The sequence below is a fragment of the Myroides sp. C1519 genome (assembly GCF_038039755.1).
Classification (GTDB): Bacteria; Bacteroidota; Bacteroidia; order Flavobacteriales; family Flavobacteriaceae; genus Flavobacterium; species Flavobacterium phaeum_A.
Window position 1 is genome coordinate 102,073 of sequence record NZ_JBBPHM010000003.1, and the last position, 24,637, is coordinate 126,709.

28 protein-coding genes are annotated in these 24,637 nt (G+C 33.4%); 4 read left to right on the plus strand and 24 right to left on the minus strand.

Annotated elements, in window-relative coordinates:
* Positions 1–2 precede the first annotated feature (2 nt).
* The 24 genes from AABL81_RS03125 to pdxA all read right to left on the minus strand — a co-directional run bounded on the left by AABL81_RS03125 (position 3) and on the right by pdxA (position 21,937).
* Positions 3–566 carry an anthranilate synthase component II gene (locus AABL81_RS03125; RefSeq protein WP_341340333.1) on the minus strand — a complete coding sequence of 188 codons (564 nt, stop codon included), beginning with the start codon at positions 564–566 and terminating at the stop codon, positions 3–5.
* A 2-nt stretch (positions 567–568) separates the two neighbouring features.
* Entirely contained in the window at positions 569–1,954 is a 1,386-nt protein-coding gene (locus tag AABL81_RS03130; protein ID WP_341340334.1) for an anthranilate synthase component I family protein, read from the minus strand.
* A gap of 277 nt (positions 1,955–2,231) precedes the next feature.
* Entirely contained in the window at positions 2,232–3,170 is a 939-nt protein-coding gene (locus AABL81_RS03135) for a carbohydrate kinase family protein (RefSeq protein ID WP_158209632.1), read from the minus strand.
* A 206-nt stretch (positions 3,171–3,376) separates the two neighbouring features.
* Positions 3,377–4,750 (minus strand): NADH-quinone oxidoreductase subunit N, encoded by a 1,374-nt coding sequence (locus AABL81_RS03140; protein WP_341340335.1) that lies wholly within the window; start codon positions 4,748–4,750, stop codon positions 3,377–3,379.
* Positions 4,751–4,795: 45 nt separating this feature from the next.
* The gene (locus AABL81_RS03145; RefSeq protein ID WP_158209630.1) at positions 4,796–6,229 is read right to left on the minus strand and encodes a complex I subunit 4 family protein; all 1,434 of its coding nucleotides are present in this window, start codon (positions 6,227–6,229) and stop codon (positions 4,796–4,798) included.
* Between the two features lie 9 nt (positions 6,230–6,238).
* Positions 6,239–8,125, minus strand: a complete 1,887-nt coding sequence (nuoL, locus tag AABL81_RS03150) for an NADH-quinone oxidoreductase subunit L (RefSeq protein ID WP_090407927.1) — start codon at positions 8,123–8,125, stop codon at positions 6,239–6,241.
* Between the two features lie 6 nt (positions 8,126–8,131).
* Complete coding sequence (gene nuoK, locus AABL81_RS03155; RefSeq protein WP_006257701.1) at positions 8,132–8,452, minus strand: NADH-quinone oxidoreductase subunit NuoK; 321 nt, start codon at positions 8,450–8,452, stop codon at positions 8,132–8,134.
* A gap of 2 nt (positions 8,453–8,454) precedes the next feature.
* The gene (locus tag AABL81_RS03160) at positions 8,455–8,970 is read right to left on the minus strand and encodes an NADH-quinone oxidoreductase subunit J family protein (RefSeq protein ID WP_090407925.1); all 516 of its coding nucleotides are present in this window, start codon (positions 8,968–8,970) and stop codon (positions 8,455–8,457) included.
* Between the two features lie 2 nt (positions 8,971–8,972).
* A complete protein-coding gene (locus AABL81_RS03165) occupies positions 8,973–9,518 on the minus strand; it encodes a NuoI/complex I 23 kDa subunit family protein (RefSeq protein ID WP_158209629.1) in 546 nt (181 codons plus the stop codon).
* Positions 9,519–9,520: 2 nt separating this feature from the next.
* Positions 9,521–10,555 (minus strand): NADH-quinone oxidoreductase subunit NuoH, encoded by a 1,035-nt coding sequence (gene nuoH, locus AABL81_RS03170; RefSeq protein WP_090407919.1) that lies wholly within the window; start codon positions 10,553–10,555, stop codon positions 9,521–9,523.
* Positions 10,556–10,567: 12 nt separating this feature from the next.
* Positions 10,568–11,593 carry a 2Fe-2S iron-sulfur cluster-binding protein gene (locus AABL81_RS03175; RefSeq protein WP_158209628.1) on the minus strand — a complete coding sequence of 342 codons (1,026 nt, stop codon included), beginning with the start codon at positions 11,591–11,593 and terminating at the stop codon, positions 10,568–10,570.
* A gap of 41 nt (positions 11,594–11,634) precedes the next feature.
* Positions 11,635–12,993, minus strand: a complete 1,359-nt coding sequence (nuoF, locus tag AABL81_RS03180) for an NADH-quinone oxidoreductase subunit NuoF (protein WP_158209627.1) — start codon at positions 12,991–12,993, stop codon at positions 11,635–11,637.
* A 4-nt stretch (positions 12,994–12,997) separates the two neighbouring features.
* Positions 12,998–13,528, minus strand: coding sequence for an NADH-quinone oxidoreductase subunit NuoE family protein (locus AABL81_RS03185; protein ID WP_341340336.1), 531 nt, complete (start codon positions 13,526–13,528; stop codon positions 12,998–13,000).
* Between the two features lie 4 nt (positions 13,529–13,532).
* The gene (locus tag AABL81_RS03190) at positions 13,533–14,768 is read right to left on the minus strand and encodes an NADH-quinone oxidoreductase subunit D (RefSeq protein ID WP_158209625.1); all 1,236 of its coding nucleotides are present in this window, start codon (positions 14,766–14,768) and stop codon (positions 13,533–13,535) included.
* A 23-nt stretch (positions 14,769–14,791) separates the two neighbouring features.
* Positions 14,792–15,313 carry an NADH-quinone oxidoreductase subunit C gene (locus AABL81_RS03195; RefSeq protein ID WP_090407904.1) on the minus strand — a complete coding sequence of 174 codons (522 nt, stop codon included), beginning with the start codon at positions 15,311–15,313 and terminating at the stop codon, positions 14,792–14,794.
* Between the two features lies 1 nt (position 15,314).
* A complete protein-coding gene (locus AABL81_RS03200) occupies positions 15,315–15,866 on the minus strand; it encodes an NADH-quinone oxidoreductase subunit B (protein ID WP_158209624.1) in 552 nt (183 codons plus the stop codon).
* Positions 15,867–15,880: 14 nt separating this feature from the next.
* Complete coding sequence (locus AABL81_RS03205; protein ID WP_090407901.1) at positions 15,881–16,246, minus strand: NADH-quinone oxidoreductase subunit A; 366 nt, start codon at positions 16,244–16,246, stop codon at positions 15,881–15,883.
* Between the two features lie 207 nt (positions 16,247–16,453).
* On the minus strand, positions 16,454–16,654 hold the full coding sequence (locus tag AABL81_RS03210; protein WP_090407898.1) for a cold-shock protein: 201 nt from the start codon (positions 16,652–16,654) through the stop codon (positions 16,454–16,456).
* 235 nt (positions 16,655–16,889) lie between these two features.
* Positions 16,890–18,242, minus strand: coding sequence for an acetyl-CoA carboxylase biotin carboxylase subunit (gene accC / locus AABL81_RS03215; protein WP_158209623.1), 1,353 nt, complete (start codon positions 18,240–18,242; stop codon positions 16,890–16,892).
* Positions 18,243–18,316: 74 nt separating this feature from the next.
* A complete protein-coding gene (accB, locus tag AABL81_RS03220; RefSeq protein WP_158209622.1) occupies positions 18,317–18,802 on the minus strand; it encodes an acetyl-CoA carboxylase biotin carboxyl carrier protein in 486 nt (161 codons plus the stop codon).
* 25 nt (positions 18,803–18,827) lie between these two features.
* The gene (locus tag AABL81_RS03225; protein ID WP_090407889.1) at positions 18,828–19,826 is read right to left on the minus strand and encodes a beta-ketoacyl-ACP synthase III; all 999 of its coding nucleotides are present in this window, start codon (positions 19,824–19,826) and stop codon (positions 18,828–18,830) included.
* A 162-nt stretch (positions 19,827–19,988) separates the two neighbouring features.
* Positions 19,989–20,186, minus strand: a complete 198-nt coding sequence (gene rpmF / locus AABL81_RS03230; RefSeq protein ID WP_010251658.1) for a 50S ribosomal protein L32 — start codon at positions 20,184–20,186, stop codon at positions 19,989–19,991.
* A 9-nt stretch (positions 20,187–20,195) separates the two neighbouring features.
* On the minus strand, positions 20,196–20,816 hold the full coding sequence (locus AABL81_RS03235; protein WP_341340337.1) for a YceD family protein: 621 nt from the start codon (positions 20,814–20,816) through the stop codon (positions 20,196–20,198).
* Positions 20,817–20,866: 50 nt separating this feature from the next.
* Complete coding sequence (gene pdxA, locus AABL81_RS03240; RefSeq protein WP_158209620.1) at positions 20,867–21,937, minus strand: 4-hydroxythreonine-4-phosphate dehydrogenase PdxA; 1,071 nt, start codon at positions 21,935–21,937, stop codon at positions 20,867–20,869.
* A 58-nt stretch (positions 21,938–21,995) separates the two neighbouring features.
* Here pdxA and AABL81_RS03245 point away from each other — a divergent pair, with 58 nt between their 5' ends.
* Genes AABL81_RS03245 through AABL81_RS03260 form a run of 4 tightly spaced genes read left to right on the plus strand, consistent with a single transcriptional unit; the run spans position 21,996 to position 24,267 of the window.
* Positions 21,996–22,589 (plus strand): riboflavin synthase, encoded by a 594-nt coding sequence (locus tag AABL81_RS03245; protein ID WP_158209619.1) that lies wholly within the window; start codon positions 21,996–21,998, stop codon positions 22,587–22,589.
* Positions 22,590–22,647: 58 nt separating this feature from the next.
* Positions 22,648–23,229 carry an RNA polymerase sigma factor gene (locus AABL81_RS03250; RefSeq protein ID WP_090407880.1) on the plus strand — a complete coding sequence of 194 codons (582 nt, stop codon included), beginning with the start codon at positions 22,648–22,650 and terminating at the stop codon, positions 23,227–23,229.
* 2 nt (positions 23,230–23,231) lie between these two features.
* Entirely contained in the window at positions 23,232–23,459 is a 228-nt protein-coding gene (locus tag AABL81_RS03255; RefSeq protein WP_158209617.1) for a hypothetical protein, read from the plus strand.
* The gene (locus AABL81_RS03260) at positions 23,443–24,267 is read left to right on the plus strand and encodes a mechanosensitive ion channel family protein (protein ID WP_233269306.1); all 825 of its coding nucleotides are present in this window, start codon (positions 23,443–23,445) and stop codon (positions 24,265–24,267) included. The genes AABL81_RS03255 and AABL81_RS03260 overlap by 17 nt, the downstream gene beginning before the upstream one ends.
* Positions 24,268–24,637: the final 370 nt, after the last annotated feature.

Genomic DNA, 24,637 nt, shown 5'->3' on the forward strand with positions numbered 1-24,637 from the left:
GTTTAATTTTTTATCCAATTAGCTAATAGTTGTAGTCCGTTTTCCGTTAGGATTGACTCAGGGTGAAACTGTACACCTCTTATATCGTAATGTTTATGCTTGATTGCCATAATGTTTCCATTTGTATCATAAGCTATAACATCAAGTTCAGAGTTGTCTTTTTCATCAATAACCCAAGAGTGATAATGACCAATTTTAGTATAGTTGGGAATATCTTTTAACAAGTAATCTTCCTGTGTGATTTGTAGTTGTCCTTGAATGCCGTGTAAAGGGTTATTTAGTTGTTTTAGATTGTGCTTAAAGAACTCACCGATGGCTTGGTGCCCTAAACAGACTCCAAATATGCTTTTGGAAGTACTGTATTCTTTTAGAATATTCATTACTTGACCAGCATCAACAGGTATTCCCGGACCAGGAGAGATAACTATTTTATCATATTTAGCAAGTTCTTGAAGGTTAACTTTGTCGTTTTTAATAACATCTACTTGGTGTGCACCTAATTCTTTTAGGGCATATACGATGTTATAAACAAAGGAGTCGTAATTGTCAATAACTATTATTTTCATAATTATATGTTTTCTGCTTGTTGGATAGCAGATCTAACTGCTCTAAGTTTATTGTCTATTTCTTGTAGTTCTAAGTTTTCATTTGATTGTATGACTATGCCACAGCCTGCTTGGTAGGTAAGGTGATTATTGTGACTTAATACAGAGCGAATGAAAATAGCTTGGTTTAGCGTTCCATCTAATCCAATAATTCCGACAGCTCCTCCATAGAAACCTCTACTTTCAGGTTCGTATTGATTGATTAGTTGCATTGCCTTGTGTTTAGGTGCTCCTGATAGTGTGCCTGCAGGGAATGTATCTGCAAAGATTTGAATGGGATTAGCATTGTTAGCGAGAGTTCCACTGACTTTTGAGACAAGGTGAATTACGTGAGAGTAATATTCTACTTGTTTGAATTTTTCTACTTGGACAATCTCACTGTTTTTGCTAAGGTCATTTCTCGCAAGGTCTACAAGCATTACGTGTTCTGCAGATTCTTTAGGGTCATTTAATAATTGTTCAGCAATATGTTTATCATCTAAAGGATCGCCACTTCGTTGAAATGTACCTGCAATTGGATGTATGTAAGCTTTGTTTTCTTTGATGACAAGTTGTGCTTCAGGAGAAGAACCAAATATTTTGAAATCACCATAGTCAAAGAAAAATAGGTAAGGAGAGGGGTTGATTGATCGAAGTGTTCTATACACATTGAACTCATCTCCTTGAAATTCTTGGTTAAACTTACGCGATAAGACTAATTGAAATACATCACCATTTTGACAATGTTCTTTTCCTTTTTTGATTGTAGATAGAAACTCATCGTTTGAGAGCATTGTTTTTTCTTCTCCTTTTGTTTGGAAAGGGAAAGAGGAAATAGCGTTGTTGTTTATAAGACTTTTAAGTTGTTCTATGTTGTTTTCTTCCTCTTCAATAGTGTGATCGATGAGGTATAATTCATTTTTGAAGTGATTGAATACAATTAGATTTTTATAGAAAGCATATTGCATTAAAGGCAATTCAAAATCGTTAGAATCAATTGTTATTTCTTGTAATAAAGGAATACTGTTGTATGAAGTATAACCGAATAGACCGTTGTTGATAAAGTTTAGTTCAGTAGGTTTTTTAAGGTTGATAGATTGTGTAAAAGCGTTTAATTCTTGAATCACATCAATTGAATTAGTAGGATATTGTTTACTAACGTCAATTAGGTTAATATGTGTGAATTGCTTTTCTACACAAATAGACGCAATGGGAGTTAAACAGATATAAGAATAGCTGTTTTCTTTACTGTTATAGTCAGAGCTTTCTAATAGAAGGCTATTTGGAAATTTGTCTCTTAATTTTAGATAAAGTTCTACTGGAGTATAGGTATCTCCCAGTAGTTTCTGATAATGAGTTGTGATATTCATACGATAAAAGTTGAGTTATAAAAAAGCAAAAAAAAAAGGCCCACTGGGTTAACAGTGAGCCTTTTTTATATATAAGAATAATATACTTATTTTAGAGTAGATTACTTAAATACACAGCATAGCCAACTAAACCCTTTGTCGGATTGAGTAAGCCACCACCAATTAGTATTTAAGAATTGTGTATTCATTTTCTTTTGAATGTTGATGCTAAAGTATAAAAAAAAATTAAATAACAAATATTAATATTAATTTTTTTATGACATTAATCGATTAATCTTTAAAGCTTTACTTGTATTATATCTTGATCGTGAAATGTGTTCTCTTCATAGAAAAGGTGAAAATCATCTAATTTATATGGAGGACAAGCCCCTGCGTGAGAGGTTATGTATGCTCCTAAGCAAGATGCTTTTTTAATAACTTCAAGGTCATTACTTTGCTTAATTTTTTCTGCTAAAAAACCTGCTAAGAAAGAATCACCACTACCTACAGTATCTTTGATTACAATTTCAACTGCTGGAAAGCGATAAAAAACATCATTGCTTTGGTAGATGCCTCCTTTACTCCCTTTAGAAACTATAATTTCATTGCATTTAAAGTAATCCTGGATATGTTTAACAGCATCTTCTTCTGTTGTGTATACTTTACCAATGTATTCAAGGATCTCTTTTAATTCAGCCTTATTCATCTTTAACAAGTCGGATTTTTTCATTAGTTCTGTTACAAAATCCAAATCATAATGAGGAGGTCTAAAATTGACATCATAGACTTTGTATTTTGCCGCTTCTAATAATTGATGAAGTGTGTTTCTTGTATGCTCTTTTCTACTTGCTAAAGTTCCAAAAACAAAAGCATCTGATTTTGCTACTAAATCGTAGTCACTTTGTTTGAAGTCTATATAATCCCAAGCACTTTTATCTAAGAACTCGTAAGACGCATCATTGTTGTCGTCAAATGTTGCAAAGACAGTTCCTGTTTGATGATTCGGATCGACTTGTACAGTAGCAGTTGGTATTCCATCAGTTGTAATTCTGTCAAGAATTTTACTTCCTAATTCGTCTTGACCAATCTTTGTAATGATGTGTGAATCAATATTGAATTTATGTAAATGAAAAGCTACATTTAGAGGAGCTCCTCCGATTCTTTTATAGGTAGGGAAGATGTCCCAAAGTACTTCTCCAAAACAAACAACTGAAGGTTTTGCACTGATATCTGTCATAGTCTAATTTTTTAAGGGGAGGAATATTCTCCCCATATAGACTAAGATACAAAAATCTTTACATTTCTTTTGTAAGGCGTAGTAATGTTTAAGGTTTTGTAAACATTAGTTTCTTAATTTGTTTGTAATGTAGAAGAAATAATACTGCATAAAAAAAGCTCTACTTAAAACTAAGTAGAGCTTTTATATAAGATTTGGAGTGCTTCTTAATTAAATAAATTAAGTAATAAAGAAGGACATAATCCAATGATAATATTAATTGCAACAGCTGTTACTCCAATTACTTTGTAAGAAAGAGGAACTTCTAATTCGTCTGTGTTTTCTTCATAGTTAGAGAACATTGCTATAATCACTTTTAAGTAATAATAAATACTGATAAAAGAGTTGATTACCCCGAAGATTACTAATGCAATGTAACCATTAGAAATTGCTTGAGAGAACAAGAAGAATTTACCAAAGAAACCTGCAAAGATTGGAATACCTCCCATTGATAATAAACCAATAGATAATACTACCGCTAAAAGAGGGTTTCTTCTTCCTAATCCATAAAAGTTAGAAATTAACTCGTTGTCTTTATTTTTAGTCACAATGATTAAAACAGAGAACGCTGCGATACCTGCAATAGCATAAGCTGATGCATAGTAGAATAAGTTAGATGTAGCCGATCCAAGAGCCGTTAGAGCCATCATCATAAATCCAGCATGAGAAATACCAGAGTATGCTAAAAGACGCTTCATATTGTCTTGTCTGATTGCCATGATATTTCCAACTGTCATAGTTAAGATTGCAATTACTACAATTACTCCAGTAAAGTAATCAGGCATATGACTAAATAATGCTAAGCTTAATTTGTATAAAGTTGCTACAGCAGCTACTTTAACTAAAGTACTCATCATTGCAGTTGTTAAACTTGGTGCTCCTTGATATACGTCTGGTGCCCAGAAGTGGAAAGGAACAGCAGCTACTTTAAACAACATACCAATGATAATCATTATTACTCCTAATGGATACCAAATAGGTAATGCGCTCGTTGATGCTATTTTTGTTATTTGTACAAGGTCAAAAGAACCTGTTGCTCCATAAACTAAAGCGATACCAAATAACACAACACCAGAAGCGAACGAACCTAAAAGGAAGTACTTCATTGCAGCTTCATTACTTTTAATGTTTTTAATCTCTGTTCCACACAAGATGTAAAGAGTGATAGAAAGAATTTCTAATCCTAAGAAAAACATTGCCATATTTCCAAAACTTACCATACAAATGGCTCCCATTAATAAGAAAAGTTTCAGAGAAATATAGTCTGCTATTTTTGAATATTCTTTTTTATAAAAGTCTTTACTCATCCCAACTAAAAATACAGTTAGGGCGATAAATAAAGATGAAAATGCGGTAGAGAATTTAGTAGAAACAAACATATTATTATAATATGCTTCAACCACATCTATGTTACATAGTGTGTAAACTAAGATTCCCAATAAACCAACAATCGTCATAGGAATGACAATTTTACGCAAATTGATTATCTCTGCTACAAGTACTAAGACCGCTAATACTCCAATTGCTATTAATGTGTTCATTTGTTATATTTTGGAATTATATACATCAGTTAAACTGACTTCTTATTACTTAATATATGATATTATTTCAACCAAACTTGGTGTGATTAAATCCGATAATGGTTTTGGATAAATACCAAAGAAAATTATCGCTATTACTAAAACACCAAGAACAATAGACTCTTTTGTAGTTACGTCTAAGAATGTTTTAGCATTAGTTTCACCTAACATAGATTTTTGGAACATTCTCAACATGTAAAAAGCTCCTAAAATAATTGTTGTTCCCCCTATAATTGCATACCATAAGTTTACTTGAGATAAACCATAAAGTAAGCTGAATTCTCCAATGAAACTGAATGTACCTGGTAAACCAATTGAAGCAAACATTAGAATCATAAAGAATGAAGCAAATTTAGGTGCTTGTTGACGGATACCACCCATCTCACCAATCATTCTTGTTTCATAACGTTTGTAAATGATATCAGCTACATAGAATAATCCAACGATTACGAAACCGTGAGCAATCATTTGTAGAACAGATCCTCTTAAACCATCAAGTGTTAATGAATAAGAACCTGCTGCAATTAGTCCAACGTGAGCCAATGAAGAGTAAGCAAAGAATCTTTTGATGTTTGATTGTTTCAAAGCTACTATTGATCCATAAACTACTCCGATAAGACATAATACTAAAATTGTAGGCATTAAGTCTTTTGCTGCAGTTGAAGTAATAGGCAATTGCCAACGAATTATTGAGTATAATCCCATTTTAAGCATTATACCAGCAAGTAACATAGTACCAACTGTTGGTGCTTTTTCGTAAGTTGAAGCCTGCCAAGTATGGAAAGGAAAAACAGGAATTTTAATAGCGTAAGCTAAGAAGAAAGCCAAGAATATCCAGTATTGTTCTTTAGCTGTTAAGTTTACATTATACAAGTCTAAAAGCATAAAACTTCCAGCTTTTTGGTATAAGTAAATAAAACCTACAAGCATAAACAATGAACCAGCAAATGTGTAAATAAAGAATTTTAAAATTGCTTTTTTACGAGCTTCAAATGTGTCATTACCCCAAAGTAAAGCAATGAAGTAAATAGGTAATAATGCTAATTCCCAGAAGATATAATATAAGAAACCATCTGATGCTAAGAATGTTCCTGTCATTGCAAATGACATAAACATTACTAATGCATAAAAAGCATTTGATTTTTCAATATGATCACCAAAAGATGTTAAGATGATCAATGGTGTTAGTGCTGTAGTAAGTAATACTAAAGCTAATCCTAATCCATCTGCACGGAATGCTAAATGAATGTTTGGGTTTACCATCCATTGCGTTACAAATCCTGTGTCTGTACCAGAATTATGTAAACAGATTAAGACTAAAGTTTCTACAAAAGCAACAAGTCCAAATAACAAAGCTACTTTAGCAGCGGCCTGTTTTCCTGATAAATAGGTTGCAAAGGCACCAACTAATAACGTTAATAATAATATAGTTACGTTCATCTCTCTAAGTTATCTTGCAATGAATAAATAATATAAAATCAAACAGATTCCGAATACGAAAGCAAATAAGTACAATCCAATGTTACCATTTTGTGCTTTTTTACCTTGTAACGATAAACCATCTGCTATTTTTCCTAATCCAAAAATAGTTCCAGATAAAGCTACTTCTACTACATCTCTAAAGAAAGTTGCAAGTACATAAATAGGCTTTACAAATAGTTTTTGATAGATTTCATCAATGTAATATTTGTTGTAAAGAACTTTGTGGAACCCAACAATTTCTTCGTCTTCTTGAGGAACTTCATTGTTTTTAATGTATTTGCTATATGCAATTCCTAAACCGATTAAGAATCCAATAGTAGCAACAGCCATTAAAATGTATTCAGTTGTTCCTAAAGCATGAGGATGTTTAGTAGCCGTGTTTACAATAACTGGTTTTAAGTATTCGTTTAACCAGCTATTACCTGGTAAACTAATTACACCACCAATTACAGATAGACCTCCTAAAATCCACAATGGAATAGTCATAGAAGCAGGACTTTCATGTAAGTGATTCTTTTGTTCTTGTGTACCTCTAAAGTTTTTAAAGAAAGTTAAGAACAATAGACGGAACATATAGAAAGCAGTCATAATTGATGCAATCGAACCTATTACATATAAAGTTGGGTTATTGAAGAATGCAGTCATCAAGATTTCGTCTTTTGAGAAGAATCCTGAGAATAATGGGAAACCTGATATAGCAAGTGTTGCTAATAAGAAAGTAACATAAGTCGCTTTCATAAATTTGTTCAAACCACCCATTTTACGCATATCTTGTTCTCCACCCATTGCGTGTATAACAGAACCAGATCCTAAGAATAAACAAGCTTTAAAGAAAGCGTGTGTTATTACGTGGAAAACTGCGATTTCATAAGCTCCAAAACCGATAGCCATAAACATTAATCCTAACTGAGAAACAGTAGAATATGCTAATACTTTTTTGATATCGTTTTGTACTAAACCAATTGTTGCAGCAAAAAGAGCAGTAAAGGCTCCAATAATTGCAATTATATTTTGTACTTGAGGAGCAAGGTCAAAAACAAAGTTTAATCTCGTAATTAAGAAAATACCTGCAGTTACCATTGTTGCTGCGTGTATTAAAGCAGAAACAGGAGTAGGACCAGCCATTGCATCAGGTAACCATGTGTATAATGGTAACTGAGCACTTTTTCCAACTGCTCCAATGAATAAAGCTAAAGCTGCAAAACCAATCCAAGTATTAATTTGGTGATTTGTTCCTGTAGAAAGAGCTTCTTTGATAGTCATATAGTCTAAAGATTGGAATAAAAATGCTAAGATAAATACCCCAACTAAGAAACCTAAGTCTCCAATACGGTTCATGATAAAAGCTTTTTTAGCTGCATCATTATACGATTGGTTTTTGTGCCAGAATCCAATTAGTAAGTAAGAACATAAACCTACACCTTCCCATCCAATGAAAGTAATTAATAGGTTACTACCACCTACTAAAACAATCATAAAGAAGATAAATAAGTTTAGGTATCCAAAGAACTTACCATAGTTCTCGTCACCTTTCATATAGCTTGTTGAATACCAGTGTATCAATGTACCAATACCAGTAACGAATAATAACCAAAGTAGAGAAAGTTGATCAAGTAAGAATCCAAAAGATATTTTGAATTTAGCTACTGCGATCCACTCAAATAAATCTACTTGAATAGGTGTTTTCGTACTATTAACTTGTACAAAAGCTATTACTGTAACAATGAATGAAATTAAAACTGCAAAGGTTGCTATAACTCCAGCACTATTACCTAACTTTTTTCCGTAGAAAATATTAATTAAAGACCCTAATAAAGGGACTAATAATAAAAGTAAAATTACGTTTGTGTCCATGCGGAATTACCCTTTTAAGTTTTTTAATTTATCAATATCAATTGATCCAATATTTCTGTAAATCGTTACTAAAATAGCAAGTCCTACTGCAACTTCCGCTGCCGCTACTGCCATAGTAAAGAATACGAATACTTGTCCTTGTGCATCTTGGTGATATGTTGAGAAAGCAACTAATAGCATATTAGCAGAGTTCAACATTATTTCAATACACATAAACATCACAATTGCGTTACGTCTATATAGAATTCCAAATACTCCGATACAAAATAAGATGATCGATAAGTATATGTATCTGTCAATACCGATGATTTCAATTACATTTTCCATAATTAAGCTGCTTTTTCGGTTTTATCCTTTTTAGAAATTAGAACTGCACCAATCATAGCTAATAATAATAGTACTGCAACCATTTCAAAAGGCATTACATATTCGTTTAAAAGAACTTTTCCTAAAACTTGAACTGATTGGAAATCTTCTCCATGAGCTGCATATTGCAATTCATAAGTTTGAGCACCTCTCATTGTTATAGAAAGTAATAGAATTCCAATAAAACAGAAAGCTATCGTAGCAATTAATTTTGTTACAAAAGGTTTTGCTACTTCATGGCTAATATTTAAGTTCATTAACATTATAGTAAAAAGCATCAAGATCATGATTGCTCCAGAATAAACCATAATGTGTACCATTCCTAAGAATTGTGAATTCAAAAGGATATAGTGACCTGCTATTGAGAAGAAACTTACTACTAACCATAGTGCACTATGAATAGGGTTTTTGCTCAATAAGGTTAAAGCTGCACTTCCGAGTGTTATAGTCGAAAGAATATAAAATAAAATTTCTACCATAATTAAGCTTGTTTCATGTTTTTAGTGTTCTCTTTAGCTACATCCAAAGGCATAACTAATTTATCTTTTCCAAATATGAAATTTTCTCTATTAATATCTGCTTTTGCAATTTGTTGTGATTTAGTTAAATAGATAGCTTGTTTAGGACAAGCTTCCTCACATAAACCACAGAAAATACAACGCAACATATTGATTTCGTAAATCTCAGCATATTTCTCTTCGCGATATAAATGCGCTTCTTCTGGTTTTCTCTCTGCTGCTTTCATTGAGATAGCTTCAGCAGGACACGATAGAGCACAAAGACCACAAGCTGTACAACGTTCTCTTCCTTCTTCGTCACGCATTAAAGTGTGTCTTCCTCTATATACAGGACTAAAAGGTCTTGTTTGTTCAGGATAAGCAATTGTTACCTTTTTCTTAAACATGTGTTTCAAGGTAACCATCATTCCTTTGAAAATCGCTACAAGATAGATACGCTCTGTCCAAGTCAGTTTCTTATTAGAAACAGTCTTTTTTCTTCCTGATAATGAATAATTGTTTGATGACATGTTTAGTTTTTTATAAGTAGTATAACAATAGCTGTAATAACTAAGTTTAATAGTGCAAGAGGAATCAAAGATTTCCATCCTAAGTTCATTAATTGGTCATAACGGAAACGAGGTAAAGTCCAACGTACCCACATGAAAACAAAAATGAAGAAACACAATTTGATAAATAGCGCTATTATACCTAATGTATTTCCGATATTCACACCCCAGTTTTCTACAACCCATGACATTCCTGGGTAGTTATAAGCTCCGAAGTATAGAACAGAAATAATTGTTGCAGATATAAATAAGTTAGCATATTCAGCAAATAAATAGAATCCCATTTTCATTGAAGAGTATTCTGTGTGGAAACCACCAATTAACTCTTGCTCACATTCTGCTAAATCGAAAGGAGCACGGTTTGTTTCTGCAAAAGAACAAATCAAGAAAATCAAGAAACCAACTGGCTGATAGAATACATTCCAATTCATACCAGATTGCTGTAAAGCTATTTCTCTTAAACTTAATGTTTGAGTCATTAAAAGTAGTCCGATTAGAGACAATCCCATTGCAATTTCATACGAAATCATTTGAGATGCAGCACGAATACCACTCATTAATGAATATTTATTATTAGAAGCCCAAGCACCAATCATAATTCCATATACACCTACTGAAAGAACAGCTAAGATGTATAATAAACCAACATTGATATCTGCTGCTTGTAATATAATGTCTCTTCCAAATAAATGGAATTTGTCTCCCCATGGAATAACTGCACTTGTCATAAGTGCTAAAGTCATTGCTAAGAAAGGACCAAATTTGAATAGGAATTTATTAGGTGTATTTGGTTCATATTCTTCTTTAGCAAAAAGTTTTAAACCATCTGCCAAGGGTTGTAATAAACCACCTTTACCCGCACGGTTCGGTCCTAAACGATCTTGTATCCATGCTGCAATCTTACGTTCTGCAAGTGTAGCATACATAGCCATAAGCATTGTAACAGCAAATACTACAACAATGATAACCGCTTTGTCTATAATAATAGTTTTATCCATCCTTATGCCAATTTATTCTTTAGATTCTTTTTCTGTGTAAGGAATAGCCTTCATACTAATCTTTTGGCGGTCTTGATCACGACCTTCTAAGATTTGTTTTTCGGTTTTCATCACAACTTTGTCTAACTTCTGAGTGTAGTTATTTTGATTAATAACTGAAGATTTTTCGAATTTACGAGGACCTTCAATTACCCAATCCTTAGGATCTTTATGATCAAAACGACATTCATTACAGATAAACTCTTCAACTTCGTGGTATTGGTCCTTACGAGCAGTTACCCTTTGTATTTCATTACCAAACATCCAAAGTGTTGTTTTTCCTGAACAAGTAGGGCAATTTCTATGTGCATTGTATGGTTTGTTAAACCAAACACGTGATTTAAAGCGGAATGTTTTATCTGTTAGTGCTCCAACAGGACAAACGTCAATCATATTTCCAGAGAATTCATTGTCAATTGCTGCTGAAATATAAGTTGATATTTGTGCGTGATCACCACGTCCACATACACCGTGTACACGTTTATCTGTCAATTGTTCTGCTGTTTTTACACAACGATAACATAAGATACAACGATTCATGTGAAGTTGGATGTTATCTCCAATGTTCTCTGGGGCAAAAGTTCTTTTTTCTTCTTTAAACCTTTTTTGCTCTTTACCATGGTTAAAAGCTAAGTTTTGAAGATCACATTCTCCTGCTTGGTCACAAACTGGACAATCTAAAGGGTGATTTATTAATAAGAACTCAGTAACTGCTTTACGTGCTTCTAAAACGCGAGGTGAAGTAATACTTTTCACTTCCATACCATCCATAACTCCTGTTTTACAAGAAGCCATTAGTTTAGGCATTGGACGTGGGTCAGCTTCACTACCTTTAGAAACTTCAACTAAACACGCACGGCATTTACCACCTGTTCCTTCTAATTTTGAATAATAGCACATTGCAGGAGGTACTGATTCTCCTCCAATCATTCTTGCTGCTTGTAGAATGGATGTTCCTGGTTCTACTTCTATTTCATGTCCGTCTATAGTAACTTTCATAAACTGTGCTTTTTAAGTTGAATATTTTTATTCAACGTATATTATTTATTAATCAAATGTTTTACTGATGAAAAAGGTTCATTCACAAAGTGCTCTCTGTTTTTAACTTTTTCAGGATATAAAACGTGATATTCAAATTCGTCTCTAAAATGTCTAAGAGCAGCAGCAACTGGCCAAGCAGCAGCATCTCCTAATGGACAAATAGTATTTCCTTCAATGTTACTTTGAATACTCCATAGTAAATCAATGTCTTCCATTGTACCTTGACCAGTTTCAATACGGTGAAGTACTTTCTCTAACCATCCCGTTCCTTCACGACAAGGTGAACATTGTCCACAGCTTTCATGTGCATAAAAACGAGCGAAGTTCCACGTATTTCTTACGATACAAGCAGTATCATTATAAACGATGAAACCACCAGAACCTAACATTGAACCAGTTTCAAAACCTCCGTCAGATAAAGATTCGTAAGTCATTAAACGATCTTCTCCATTAGCTGTTTTATAAATTAAATGAGCTGGTAAGATAGGAACTGACGAACCTCCAGGAATTAAAGCCTTAATAGGTCTATCATCCATCATACCACCACAATATTCATCAGAATTAATAAACTCCTCAACTGTGATTCCCATTTCAATTTCATAAACTCCTGGCTTTCTAATATGACCAGAAGCAGAAATTAATTTAGTTCCTGCAGATCTACCTAAACCTATTTTAGAATATGCCTCACCTGAATTGTTTACAATCCAAGGCACATTTGCAATAGACTCTACGTTATTAACTACAGTTGGATTTCCCCAAAGACCACTAACCGCAGGGAATGGTGGTTTGATACGAGGATTTCCTCTTTTTCCTTCTAATGATTCAATTAAAGCAGTCTCCTCTCCACAGATATAAGCACCTGCACCACAGTGTACGTGTAAATCTAAAGAGTAATCAGACCCTAATATGTTTTTACCTAACCATCCAGCAGCATAAGCTTCTTTAATCGCTCTTTCTAATGTTTTGAAAACCCACATATATTCTCCACGAATATAGATATAAGAAAGGTTTGCTCCTAAAGCATAACTTGCTGTAATCATACCCTCAATTAATAAGTGAGGAATATGTTCCATTAAGAATCTATCTTTAAAAGTTCCTGGTTCAGACTCATCAGCATTACAAACTAAGTGTCTTGGTTTGCCTGATTTTTTGTCGATGAAACTCCATTTTAATCCAACAGGGAATCCAGCACCTCCACGACCTCTCAATCCAGAAGCTTTTACTTCTTCTGTTATAGCATCAGGAGTCATTGTTTTAATTGCCTTTTCTACTGAAGCATATCCACCATTTTCACGGTAAACTTCATAAGACTTAATCCCTGGGATATTGATTTTATCTAATAATATTTTTGTTGCCATATTACTATTTGTCGTGAAGAATTACTTTTCCTGCTTTGCAATCTTCGATGATTTGATCTATTTTTTCTTTTGTAAGATGTTCTTTGTAGAAGTCTCCTAATTGCATCATTGGAGCATATCCACAAGCACCTAAACATTGTACTCCAACCACAGAAAACATCCCATCAGTTGTTGTTTCTCCTGGTTTAATGTTTAGCTTTTCACATGCATATTCCATCATGTCATCAGCTCCTCTAATTCCACAGCAAGAAGTTAAACAGAATTCGAACATATATTTTCCAACTGGTTTTTGGTTGTACATAGTATAGAATGTAACTACCTCATATACCTCAATTGGAGTTATATTTAAAATTTCTGCAACTTTATCCATTAGTTCAGCACTTAACCAATTGTCATGAGCATCTTGTACTTCATGTAAAACAGGCAATAGAGCTGATTTCCTTTTATCAGCAGGGTAGTGGCTTAACAATTCGTCAATACGTTGTTGAAGCTCTGCTGTGATATTGATATTTTGTTTATATTTCTTAGTTTCCATGATATTAAGCGTCTAATTCTCCTGCAATAATATTTAAACTTGACAAAGTGATAATCGCATCTGAAAGCATTCCACCTCTCACGATATCATTATATGCTTGATAGATAATGAAACAAGGTCTTCTAAAGTGTAAACGATAAGGTGTTCTACTACCATCAGTTATAAGGTAGAAACCTAATTCTCCATTACCTGCTTCAACAGGGTGATACAATTCTGTAACAGGTACAGGAATCTCTCCCATAATAATTTTGAAGTGATAAATTAGAGCTTCCATATTTGTGTACACGTCTTCTTTAGGAGGAAGGTAGTAATCTGGTACATCTGCGTGGTAAGGTCCTTCTGGCATTTTGTCTAAAGCTTGTTTGATAATTTTTAAACTCTCCCAAACCTCTGCATTTCTAACACAGAATCTATCATAGCAGTCACCGCTTGTTCCTACAGGAATTTCAAAGTCAAAATCTTCATAAGAGCAGTAAGGAGTTGCAATACGAACGTCGTAATCTACACCTGCAGCTCTTAAGTTTGGTCCTGTAAAACCAAAGTTTATAGCCTCTTCAGCAGATATTCCACCTACGCCAATTGTTCTGTCCATGAAAATTCTATTACGAGTTAATAGACCTTCAAATTCACTCCAAATAGCGGGGAATTCAGCTAAGAATTCATCAATAAGTTGATATACTTTTGGACTCCAGTCTCTTTCGAAACCACCAATTCGTCCCATATTAGTAGTTAAACGAGCACCACTAATTTCTTCAAATATTTCGTATATTTTCTCTCTGTATTGGAATACATATAAGAAACCAGTTAAGGCCCCTGTATCTACTCCCATAACAGAACTACATACAATATGGTCAGCAATACGAGCTAACTCCATTACGATTACTCGCATATATTGTACCCTTTTAGGGATATCAATACCTAATGCTTTTTCAACAGTCATCCACCAAGCAGTATTGTTGATAGGAGACGAACAGTAATTTAAACGATCTGTTAGTACGTTAATTTGAAAGAATGGCCTGTTTTCAGCTATTTTTTCAAATGCTCTGTGTATATATCCTACAGTACCTTCACCATCAATCACTTTTTCTCCATCAAGTAAAATGATGTTTTGAAAAATACCGTGAGTAGCAGGGTGAGTAGGACCTAAATTTAATATTTGTAGTTCAGTTCCATCTTCTTGAAACTTCTCTTCAATTAGCTTTGCGTAACGCTCTTCAGGAGGTAATAATAAGTCTGACATAATCTTTTTCCTTTCAGTTTGTATTATGAATTATGAACTGTTCTACCAAAGAATCTATCATCTTTGTCAGTACGTCCTGAATCTTCCATAGGGAATTCTTTTCTCAACGGGAAAGATTCCATTTGGTCCATATTCAAGATTCTTTTTAATTGCGGATGATTTTTGAAAGTAATTCCATAAAAATCATACGTTTCTCTTTCTTGCCAGTTTGCACTTTTAAACAAATCTGTTACAGAATCAACAACAGGATTTTTGATATCTATATACGTTTTAATACGTATTCTTACATTATCTATCCAATTATGCATATGATATACAGTAGCTAATTGTCTGTTATCAGGGTTTTCTGCATAGTGAACTCCACAAACATCAGTTAGGAAATTGAAGTTCATTTCTGAATCTTCTTTTAGAAACTTAATAATGTTATGTAAATCATTAGAAGCAACTTCAAATGCTAACATTCCATGTTGTTCATGAAATTCTGATACTGACATACCGAAGTTGTCAATTAGTTTCTTTTGAATTGTATTATTATCTAATGCCATACTATTTGTTTATGTTGTAAGAATCTAATAAATCATCGTATTCTTTAGTTCCTCGTCTATTAACAGATTCAGATTTTATGATTTCTTGTAGTCTAAGTACCCCATCTAAAATTTGTTCAGGTCTTGGAGGACATCCAGGCACATAAACATCAACAGGGATAACTTTATCAATTCCTTGTAATACAGAGTAAGTATCAAAAATTCCTCCTGAACAAGCACAAGCACCAACTGCGATAACCCATTTTGGTTCCGCCATTTGTTCGTATACTTGACGTAAGATAGGTGCCATTTTTTTAGATATTGTACCCATTACCATTAACATATCAGCTTGTCTTGGAGAGAAACTCATACGTTCAGATCCAAAACGTGCCACGTCATAAGTAGCAGCCATAGTTGCCATAAATTCGATTCCACAACAAGAAGTTGCGAAAGGAAGAGGCCACATTGAGTTTGCTCTTGCTAATCCGACTACAGAACTTAATTTTGTTGCAAAAAATCCTTCTCCTACATATCCTTCAGGAGCTTCTACTGTATTGTATTTTTTATCGCTCATCTCTTTCTGATTTTTTAGTCCCACTCGAGACCTTTTTTCTTAAATTCATATAGTAATCCTACCAGAAGTAGGAATAAAAAGATTCCCATTTTCATTAATCCATCCCATCCCAATTCTTGGAAATTGATAGCCCACGGGTATAAGAAGATTACTTCAACGTCAAATAATACGAATAATATAGCTACCAGGAAATATTTTACGTTGAAAGGGATACGAGCACTACCAAGTGACTCTAATCCACATTCCCAAGTACTATCTTTAATTTTAGAAGATTTTTTTGGTCCTAATTTACCAGATACCCAAATTGTCATTGAAACAAAACCAGCTGCAAGCGCTATTTGCATCAGAATAGGTATAAAATCGAGTTGACTTGACTGCATAAGTTAAAGTATTTATATTAATACAACATACAAATATACTGCCGAAGTATCGTTTTACAAAGTTTTGTAACTCTATGAGTTGTAGCATTTAACTCGATAGTGTCAATATGTATTTAGATTAACTCTAAATAGAAGTTAAAGGCATAAAAAAAGCTATTCTTTCTACAAGAATAGCTTTTTAGTAATTGAAAATTATATGTCGTAAAATTAATTTCCTATCACTTCTACGTCAACAGCAATCAATCCTTTTTTACCTTTTTCTTCGTTGTAAGAAACGTGATCACCTTGGCTAACATTTTTAGTTTTTAATCCTGTGATGTGAACAAAAATGTCTTGTTTTGTAGCTTCGTTAGTAATAAAGCCAAATCCTTTGTCTTCGTTGAAGAACTTAATTACACCTGTATGCATTGTATTGAAATAAATAAATTATGTTCAAATATAGCGTTTGTTTCTAACTAAATTTAATTTTTTTTAATTTTTTTTAAAAAAGTGATTAAATCCATTTTTCTGTTAAAAAAAATGGGATTGTTAGCTCATAGCCTTTAAAGTTAATTTATTGTGATATAATAAAGCTTTTTTATTGCTTCTTTAAATGGTAGAGAAAGAAAAAGCCAGCTATTTAGCTGGCTTTTTAAATTATATTTTATTCTTCTTCCAATGGTTTCATTACAAATGTATCCATAAATGCAGTAGTGTAATTACCTGCTACATAATTAGGATCATCCATAAGTTGTCTATGGAATGGAATAGTTGTTTTAATACCTTCAATTACGAATTCATCTAACGCACGTTTCATTTTGTTGATTGCTTCTTCTCTTGTTTGAGCAGTAGTAATAATCTTAGCGATCATTGAATCGTAGTTTGGTGGAATAGAGTATCCAGAATAAACGTGAGTGTCTAATCTAACTCCGTGTCCTCCAGGAGCATGCATCGTGGTAATTTTACCCGGTGCAGGTCTGAAGTCATTAAACGGATCCTCTGCATTGATACGACATTCAATAGCGTGTAATTTAGGGATATAGTTTTTACCAGAAATAGGGGTACCAGTAGCCACTAAAATTTGCTCTCTAATTAAATCGTAGTCAATTACTTGTTCTGTAATCGTATGTTCTACTTGAATACGAGTGTTCATTTCCATGAAATAGAAGTTTCTATCACGGTCAACTAAGAACTCAATTGTTCCTGCACCTTCGTATTTAATGTATTCTGTTGCTTTTACAGCAGCTTCACCCATTCTTTGACGTAAATCATCTGTCATAAATGGAGAAGGAGTTTCTTCAGTTAATTTTTGGTGTCTTCTTTGGATAGAACAGTCACGTTCAGATAAGTGACAAGCTTTTCCATATTGGTCACCAATAACTTGGATTTCGATGTGACGTGGATCTACAATAAGTTTTTCCATGTACATACCGTCATTTCCAAAAGCAGCAGCTGCTTCTTGTCTTGCACTTTCCCAAGCTTTTTCAACATCCTCTTCTTTCCAAAGCTCTCTCATACCTCTACCACCACCACCGGCAGTAGCTTTCATCATAACAGGGAAACCAATTTCTTTGGCTACTTTTTTAGCGTGTTCTAATGATTCGATAAGTCCGTCTGAACCTGGAACCGTTGGAACACCTGCTTTTTTCATTGTTTCTTTAGCAGTTGCTTTGTCTCCCATTTGTTCAATCATCTCAGGTCCAGCTCCAATGAACTTAACACCGTGTTCTTGACAAATTTTAGAGAATTTAGCGTTCTCAGCTAAGAAACCATAACCTGGATGAATTGCGTCTGCGTTTGTAATCTCAGCAGCTGCAATAATATTTGAAATCTTTAAATAAGATAGGTTACTTGGAGCTGGTCCAATACAAACAGCTTCGTCTGCAAAGCGAACGTGTAAGCTATCTGCATCTGCAGTAGAATAAACTGCTACAGTTTTTATGCCCATTTCTTTACATGTTCTAATAACACGTAGGGCAATTTCACCTCTATTAGCGATTAATATTTTTTTAAACATCTCTTGAAACTTTAATTTGTACTCTTGTTAATTCGTACTATAAAATAGTGCGATAGTTTGTTTTTAAAAATTTCTTAAGATGGATCTACCAAGAATAATGGTTGGTCAAATTCTACTGGTGAAGCGTCGTCAACTAATACTTTAACGATTTTTCCTGAAATTTCAGATTCGATTTCGTTGAATAATTTCATTGCTTCAATTACACAAACTACATCTCCTGTTTTGATTGTTTTTCCAACTTCTGCGAAAGGCTCTTTATCTGGAGCTGGTTTTCTGTAGAAAGTACCGATAATAGGGGATTTAACAGTAATGAATTTTGAGTCATCATCTGCTTTAACTTCAGTAGCAACTGGAGCTGCTACAGGAGCAACACCTTGTTGAGCAACAGGCGCTTGAGCCATAGCTGATGCAACAGGTACTTGTTGAATGTAAGTTGTCTCAGTGTTACCTGCTTCAGTTGTTTTAATGGTGATTTTAAAATCATCCATTTCTAATTTCACTTCTGTAGCACCTGATTTTGCTACAAATTTGATTAAATTTTGAATTTCTTTAATATCCATACCTAATGTATTGGTTAGTTGTTTTTTACTTTTTTGTATATGCCCACTTTAAATAAATAGAACCCCACGTAAATCCTCCTCCAAAAGTAGCGAAAATAATATTATCTCCTTTCTTAAGTAGGTGTTCGTAATCGCAAAGTAATAGTGGTAAAGTGGCAGATGTTGTATTTCCGTATCTTTCGATATTCATTAATACTTTAGAATCATCAAGACCCATTCTATGAGCAGTTGCATCAATGATTCGTTTGTTTGCCTGGTGTGCTGCAAGCCAAGTTACATCATCGTGTGTAAGGTTGTTGCGTTGCATAATTTTTTCACTAACATCGGCCATATTTGAAACAGCATATTTGAATACTGTTTTTCCATCTTGGAATACGTAATGTTGTTTGTTAGCTACTGTTTCGGCATTGGCAGGTAAAATAGAACCACCTGCGTCAATTTTAAGATATTCACGACCGATACCGTCACTGCGTAAGTACTCATCTTGTATTCCTAAACCTTCTGAGTTAGGTTCGAATAATACTGCACCAGCAGCATCTCCAAAAATAATACAAGTTGCACGATCAGTATAGTCGATAATTGATGACATTTTATCAGAACCAATTAACAATACTTTTTTGTATTTACCTGATTCAATATAAGCAGAAGCTACAGACATTCCGTATAGGAAGCTTGAACAAGCTGCTTGTAAGTCAAAAGCAAAAGCATTTACTGCTCCAATTTTTGTTGCTACATATACACCTGTTGAAGCAACTGGCATATCTGGAGTAGCAGTAGATAAAATGATTAAATCGATGTCTTTAGGATCGGTTCCTGATTTTTGTAGTAAATCTTCGGCAGCTTTAATAGCCATAAAAGAAGCTCCAGCACCAGGTGCTTTAAGAATTCTTCTTTCCTTGATTCCTGTTCGACTAGTTATCCATTCGTCGTTAGTGTCAACCATCTTTTCCAGAAGAGCATTTGTAAGCTTATCTTCCGGCAGGTAACATCCAACTGCGGTAATGGCTGCATGTATTTTTGTCATATGGTGTTGCTTTACTTTATAAAAACATTCCAAAAAGAGACGAAAATTACAAAAAAAAAACGAATTTTCGGCCTTTCCGAGCTATAAAGTACTTTTTTTGGCTTTTTATGTCCAAAAAAAAACTCTCACACATTGTGAGAGTTAATCTGTACTTTTCAAAAGTTATGCCTCTACTGCAGCAGTCTTGTCAATTACAACTTGCCCTCTGTAGTAAAGTTTTCCTTCATGCCAGTAAGCTCTGTGGAATAAGTGAGCTTCTCCTGTTACTGGACAAGTAGCGATAGTTGGAGCTACTGCTTTGTAATGAGTTCTTCTCTTATCTCTTCTTGTTTTCGAGGTTTTTCTCTTAGGATGTGCCATTTTACTATATTATTTATCCGTTAATAGTTTCTTTAATTCTGACCAACGAGGGTCAATATTGTCATTATCTTTAATATCTTCTTCTATTTCTTCCTCTTCATCAATATCGTCAAGATCTAAATCATCAAATAAATCATCGTCTTCAAACAAATCATCTATTTCTTGATCATAAGTACCTCGATATCCTAATATATCTAAAGCTTCAGAATCTAATGTTCCGTCTAAAACACCAGGGTGAACCCTTTTTTGTGGAATAGCCAGAGCAATTATTTCATATATGTATTGAGCAACGTTTACTTGATGTTCAGAAAATGGGATGATTAATATCTCATCGTGATCATCGTTGTATTCTTCGCCAAACTTAACAATTATGTCGATATTTCCTTCAATCGGAAGGTCAAAATCTACATTTGTTACATCGCAAGGTACATTTGCAATACCATTTACTGCGATATTTAATTCTAACAAGGTACTTTTTTTGTCAAGAAGTACTGTTATATCAGCATTTATGTTGTTGAAATCGTCGTAATTATAGTTTTCAAAAAAACTATTGTCAACCTTAAATTCAAACGTATGCTTACCGTTTTTCAATCCAGTAAAGTGAATTGAAAAGTTTTTTTCAATATTCATGGAATACATGATTTGAGCGTGCAAAGATAAAAAATAATTACAATTACAAGCTAATTATCAATTTTTTTTGTACTAAAATCTTTTTCTTGAGGCTGTAATGGGTTCTTAGCAGATTCTAAATTTCTGTTTCTATTATTATAGATATCTATGGCTAAGTACACAGCTTCTCTAAAAGAAGTTACGTCTGCTAATCCTTTTCCTGCTATTTCATAAGCTGTTCCGTGATCAGGAGAGGTTCTAATTTTGTCAAGTCCTGCTGTATAGTTTACACCTTTTCCAAACGAAATTGCTTTAAAGGGAGCTAATCCTTGGTCGTGGTAACAAGCAATTACTGCATCAAAATGTTTATAGGTTTCAGAGCCAAAGAATCCATCAGCGGCAAAGGGACCAGATACTAAAATTCCTTCTTCGTGTAATTTTTTAACGGTCGGGATAATTGTTTCTATTTCTTCTTTACCGATAACACCTCCGTCGCCAGCGTGAGGGTTCAATCCTAAAACGGCAATTTTTGGAGTAAATACGTTAAAGTCCTTTTTTAAGGTATTATTGATTGTTTTTACCTTTTGTTCTATCAATTCAGGTGTGATTGCTTTTGCTACATCTTGAATAGGTAGGTGATCTGTAAGTAATCCTATTTTTAACTCATCACTAACTAAGAACATTAAGGCATCTCCTTCTAATTGTTCGTTTAAGTAGTCTGTATGCCCAGGGTATTTGAACTCTTCGTCAACACTGTTATATTTATTTATAGGAGCTGTAACTAAAACGTCAATTTCACCATTTTTTAATGCTTCAGTAGCGCTTATGAATGATTTAATTGCATATTTCCCAACTAAAGGATCGTTTTTTCCAAAAGAAATGTTGATGTTTTCTTTCCAAAGATTGTAAACGTTTAATTTATTTGGGATAACTTGTGATAGACTATCTATTCCTTGAATAGCAGTATTATTTCCTATTGTTTTTTTAACGTATGATAGAGGTTTTGAATTTCCAAATATTATAGGAGTGCAAATTTCAAGCATTCTACTGTCCTCGAAACATTTGAGTATAACTTCACTGCCAATTCCATTTAGGTCTCCTATTGAGATCCCTACTTTTATAATTTCTTCTTTCTGGCTCATAGTTTCGTTTAAATTATTGCTACTTTTGAAAGCAAATTTAATAAAAATAAATGGAGTTATGTTTACAGGTATTGTTGAAAACATCGGAAAAATAAAAAGTATTGTAAAAGAACAAGAGAATTTACATATTACTGTACAATGTGGTTTTGCACAAGAACTTAAGGTAGATCAGAGTGTTTTACACAATGGTATTTGTTTAACGGTTGTTGCTGTAGAAGGTGACAGTTACCGTGTAACTGCTATTAAAGAGACAATAGCTGTAACTACTGTTGGTTATTGGCAAGAAGGTCAAGAGTTAAATTTAGAAAGAGCAATGCTTTTTAATGGGCGTTTGGATGGACACATAGTTCAGGGACACGTGGACCATATTGGAGAATGTATTTCTATTGAAGAAGCGGGAGGAAGTACCTATTTTGGTTTTGAATATAAGAATGATTCACAACACGTTACTATAGAGAAGGGGTCAATTACGATTGATGGAACAAGCTTAACAGTTGTTGATTCTGGTGTTAATACATTTAAAGTAGCTATTATTCCGTTTACAATAGAGCATACGATATTTAAGAACTATACGATAGGAACAAAGGTAAATCTTGAGTTCGATGTGGTTGGTAAATATGTTGCTAAGTTGATGAGTGTTGGTAAATTATAGTTTTACATTTTAGCTTTTATCTATAAAAAAGTTTAATTTGTATGCGTAAATAAAAAGTATGAAGTTTAATTCACAGAATAGTAATTTTGCGGCGATGAATGATGAAGAACTGGTTCAGTTTATTGTTCATAGCGGTAATACTAATTTATTTGGAATACTTTACGATAGGTATGCGCAGAAAGTTTTTGGAAAATGTCTGGGTTTTGCAGAGTCAAGAGATGTAGCAGAAGATTTAACACAAGATATCTTTGTTAAATTATATTTGAATTTGAAGAACTTTAGAGGGGATTCAAAGTTTTCTACTTGGATTTACTCATTTGCATATAACCATTGTGTAAATTATTCTAAATCGGTTTTAAAGAAAAAGAGAAAAGAAGAGAATTTGAGCGACGAAAATCAATATGATATTGCAGTTGAAGATGAAATCAGTGATGAAGAAATCTTTGCATTAAGTGTTGGTAAGTTACAAGAGTCTTTAGTAAGGCTTGATTCTGAAGATAAGATTCTATTATTGATGAAATATCAAGATGATAAGCCTATTAAGGAAATATCTGCCTTGTTAGATTTGGGAGAAAGCGCTGTTAAAATGCGTCTTCATAGAGCTAAGAAAAGAATTGTAGAAATTTATAACTCATTGTAATTATGGATAATCCGTTCAAAAAAATACTTCAGGATGAAAAATTACCAGATTACTTAAAGGATAGGGTAATAGATAATCTTAATTTTATTAAGTTGTCATTGGATATGTCAGAGTTATATACCGTTAAAATTCCTCAGACAATCCAAAGCTTAATGGGAGAAAAAGATATAAAAAGAGAAAACGAAATAATCGAGAAAATTAAAAATAGTAAGAATGATGGAACTTTATAGTTTTGAGTATCCAAGCCAAATGATTAGCTCAGTAACAGGGTCTTTGTTAAAGGGATTGATGGGCTTTGTTTTTTTAGTAGGTTATATTTTGCTTTGCTGGTTAGTGGTAAAGTTGCTTTCTTATATTTTAAAGAAAGTTTTTAAAGTAATTAGATTAGATAAAATACAAAAGCTAATAAATGAGAACGAGTTTTTAAGTAAGCTAAACTTTTCAATAAAAGTAGAGAGTATATTAATCTTTTTTGTAAAGATTTTTGTTGTCTTTCTTATGGTTGTTGTAGGAGCTGAGTTATTCGGACTTGATATTGTTTCTCGAGAAGTAGGGAATTTAATGCTTTATGTTCCTAAGGTTTTTGTAGCATTGCTAATCTTTGTAGGAGGGCTGTATTTTGCTTCTTGGATCAAGAAAGCCGTTGTAGGAGTTTTGAAAGCTGTTGATTTTAGTGGCGCTCGTATGATTGGGAATATACTTTTTTATTTGATTTTAGTGTTTGTAATTATTACTACATTAAACCAAATGGGTATAAATACTGATATTATTACAAGTAATATTTCTATTATAATAGGAGCTTTGTTGTTAACAGTAGCTCTGTCTTTAGGATTAGGGTCTAAAGATGTTATTACAAGACTACTATATTCATTTTATGCGAGAAAGAACTTAGAACTTGGTCAATTGATTCGAATTGATGGATTAGAAGGATATGTGATTTCCATAGACAATATCTATTTGTGTTTATTAGTAGAAGGGAAAAAGCATTATTTGCCGATAGCAAAAGTTTCAGAAAGTCATATTGAAATTATTAAATAAGAATTGTGCGATTGTTGAATAGAAAATAATTGGCAATGTAGCGCAAAAGAATATATATATTTAAACTGCATCATATACGAAAGTATAGGTGCAGTTTTTTTTATGCAGTTTTTTGTTGGTGACATTGAAAAGGGAAAGGAGATTCGCTGTTTAATAGAGGACTTATATTTCTTTATAGGATAGGGCGAACAAGAAGAAGTATTCGAAAGTGAAGCGGCTTTTTGTTGATACTTAGTCGACTCTTGTACCACATAGACACCACATAAGTACCACACTTGTTCGGAAATGAGGGGTGTTTTCCGAGTGAATGTGGGCGATGTGTCGAAGATGTGTGGTACGAGTGTTGTACAAGATACGCATAAGCCTTGCG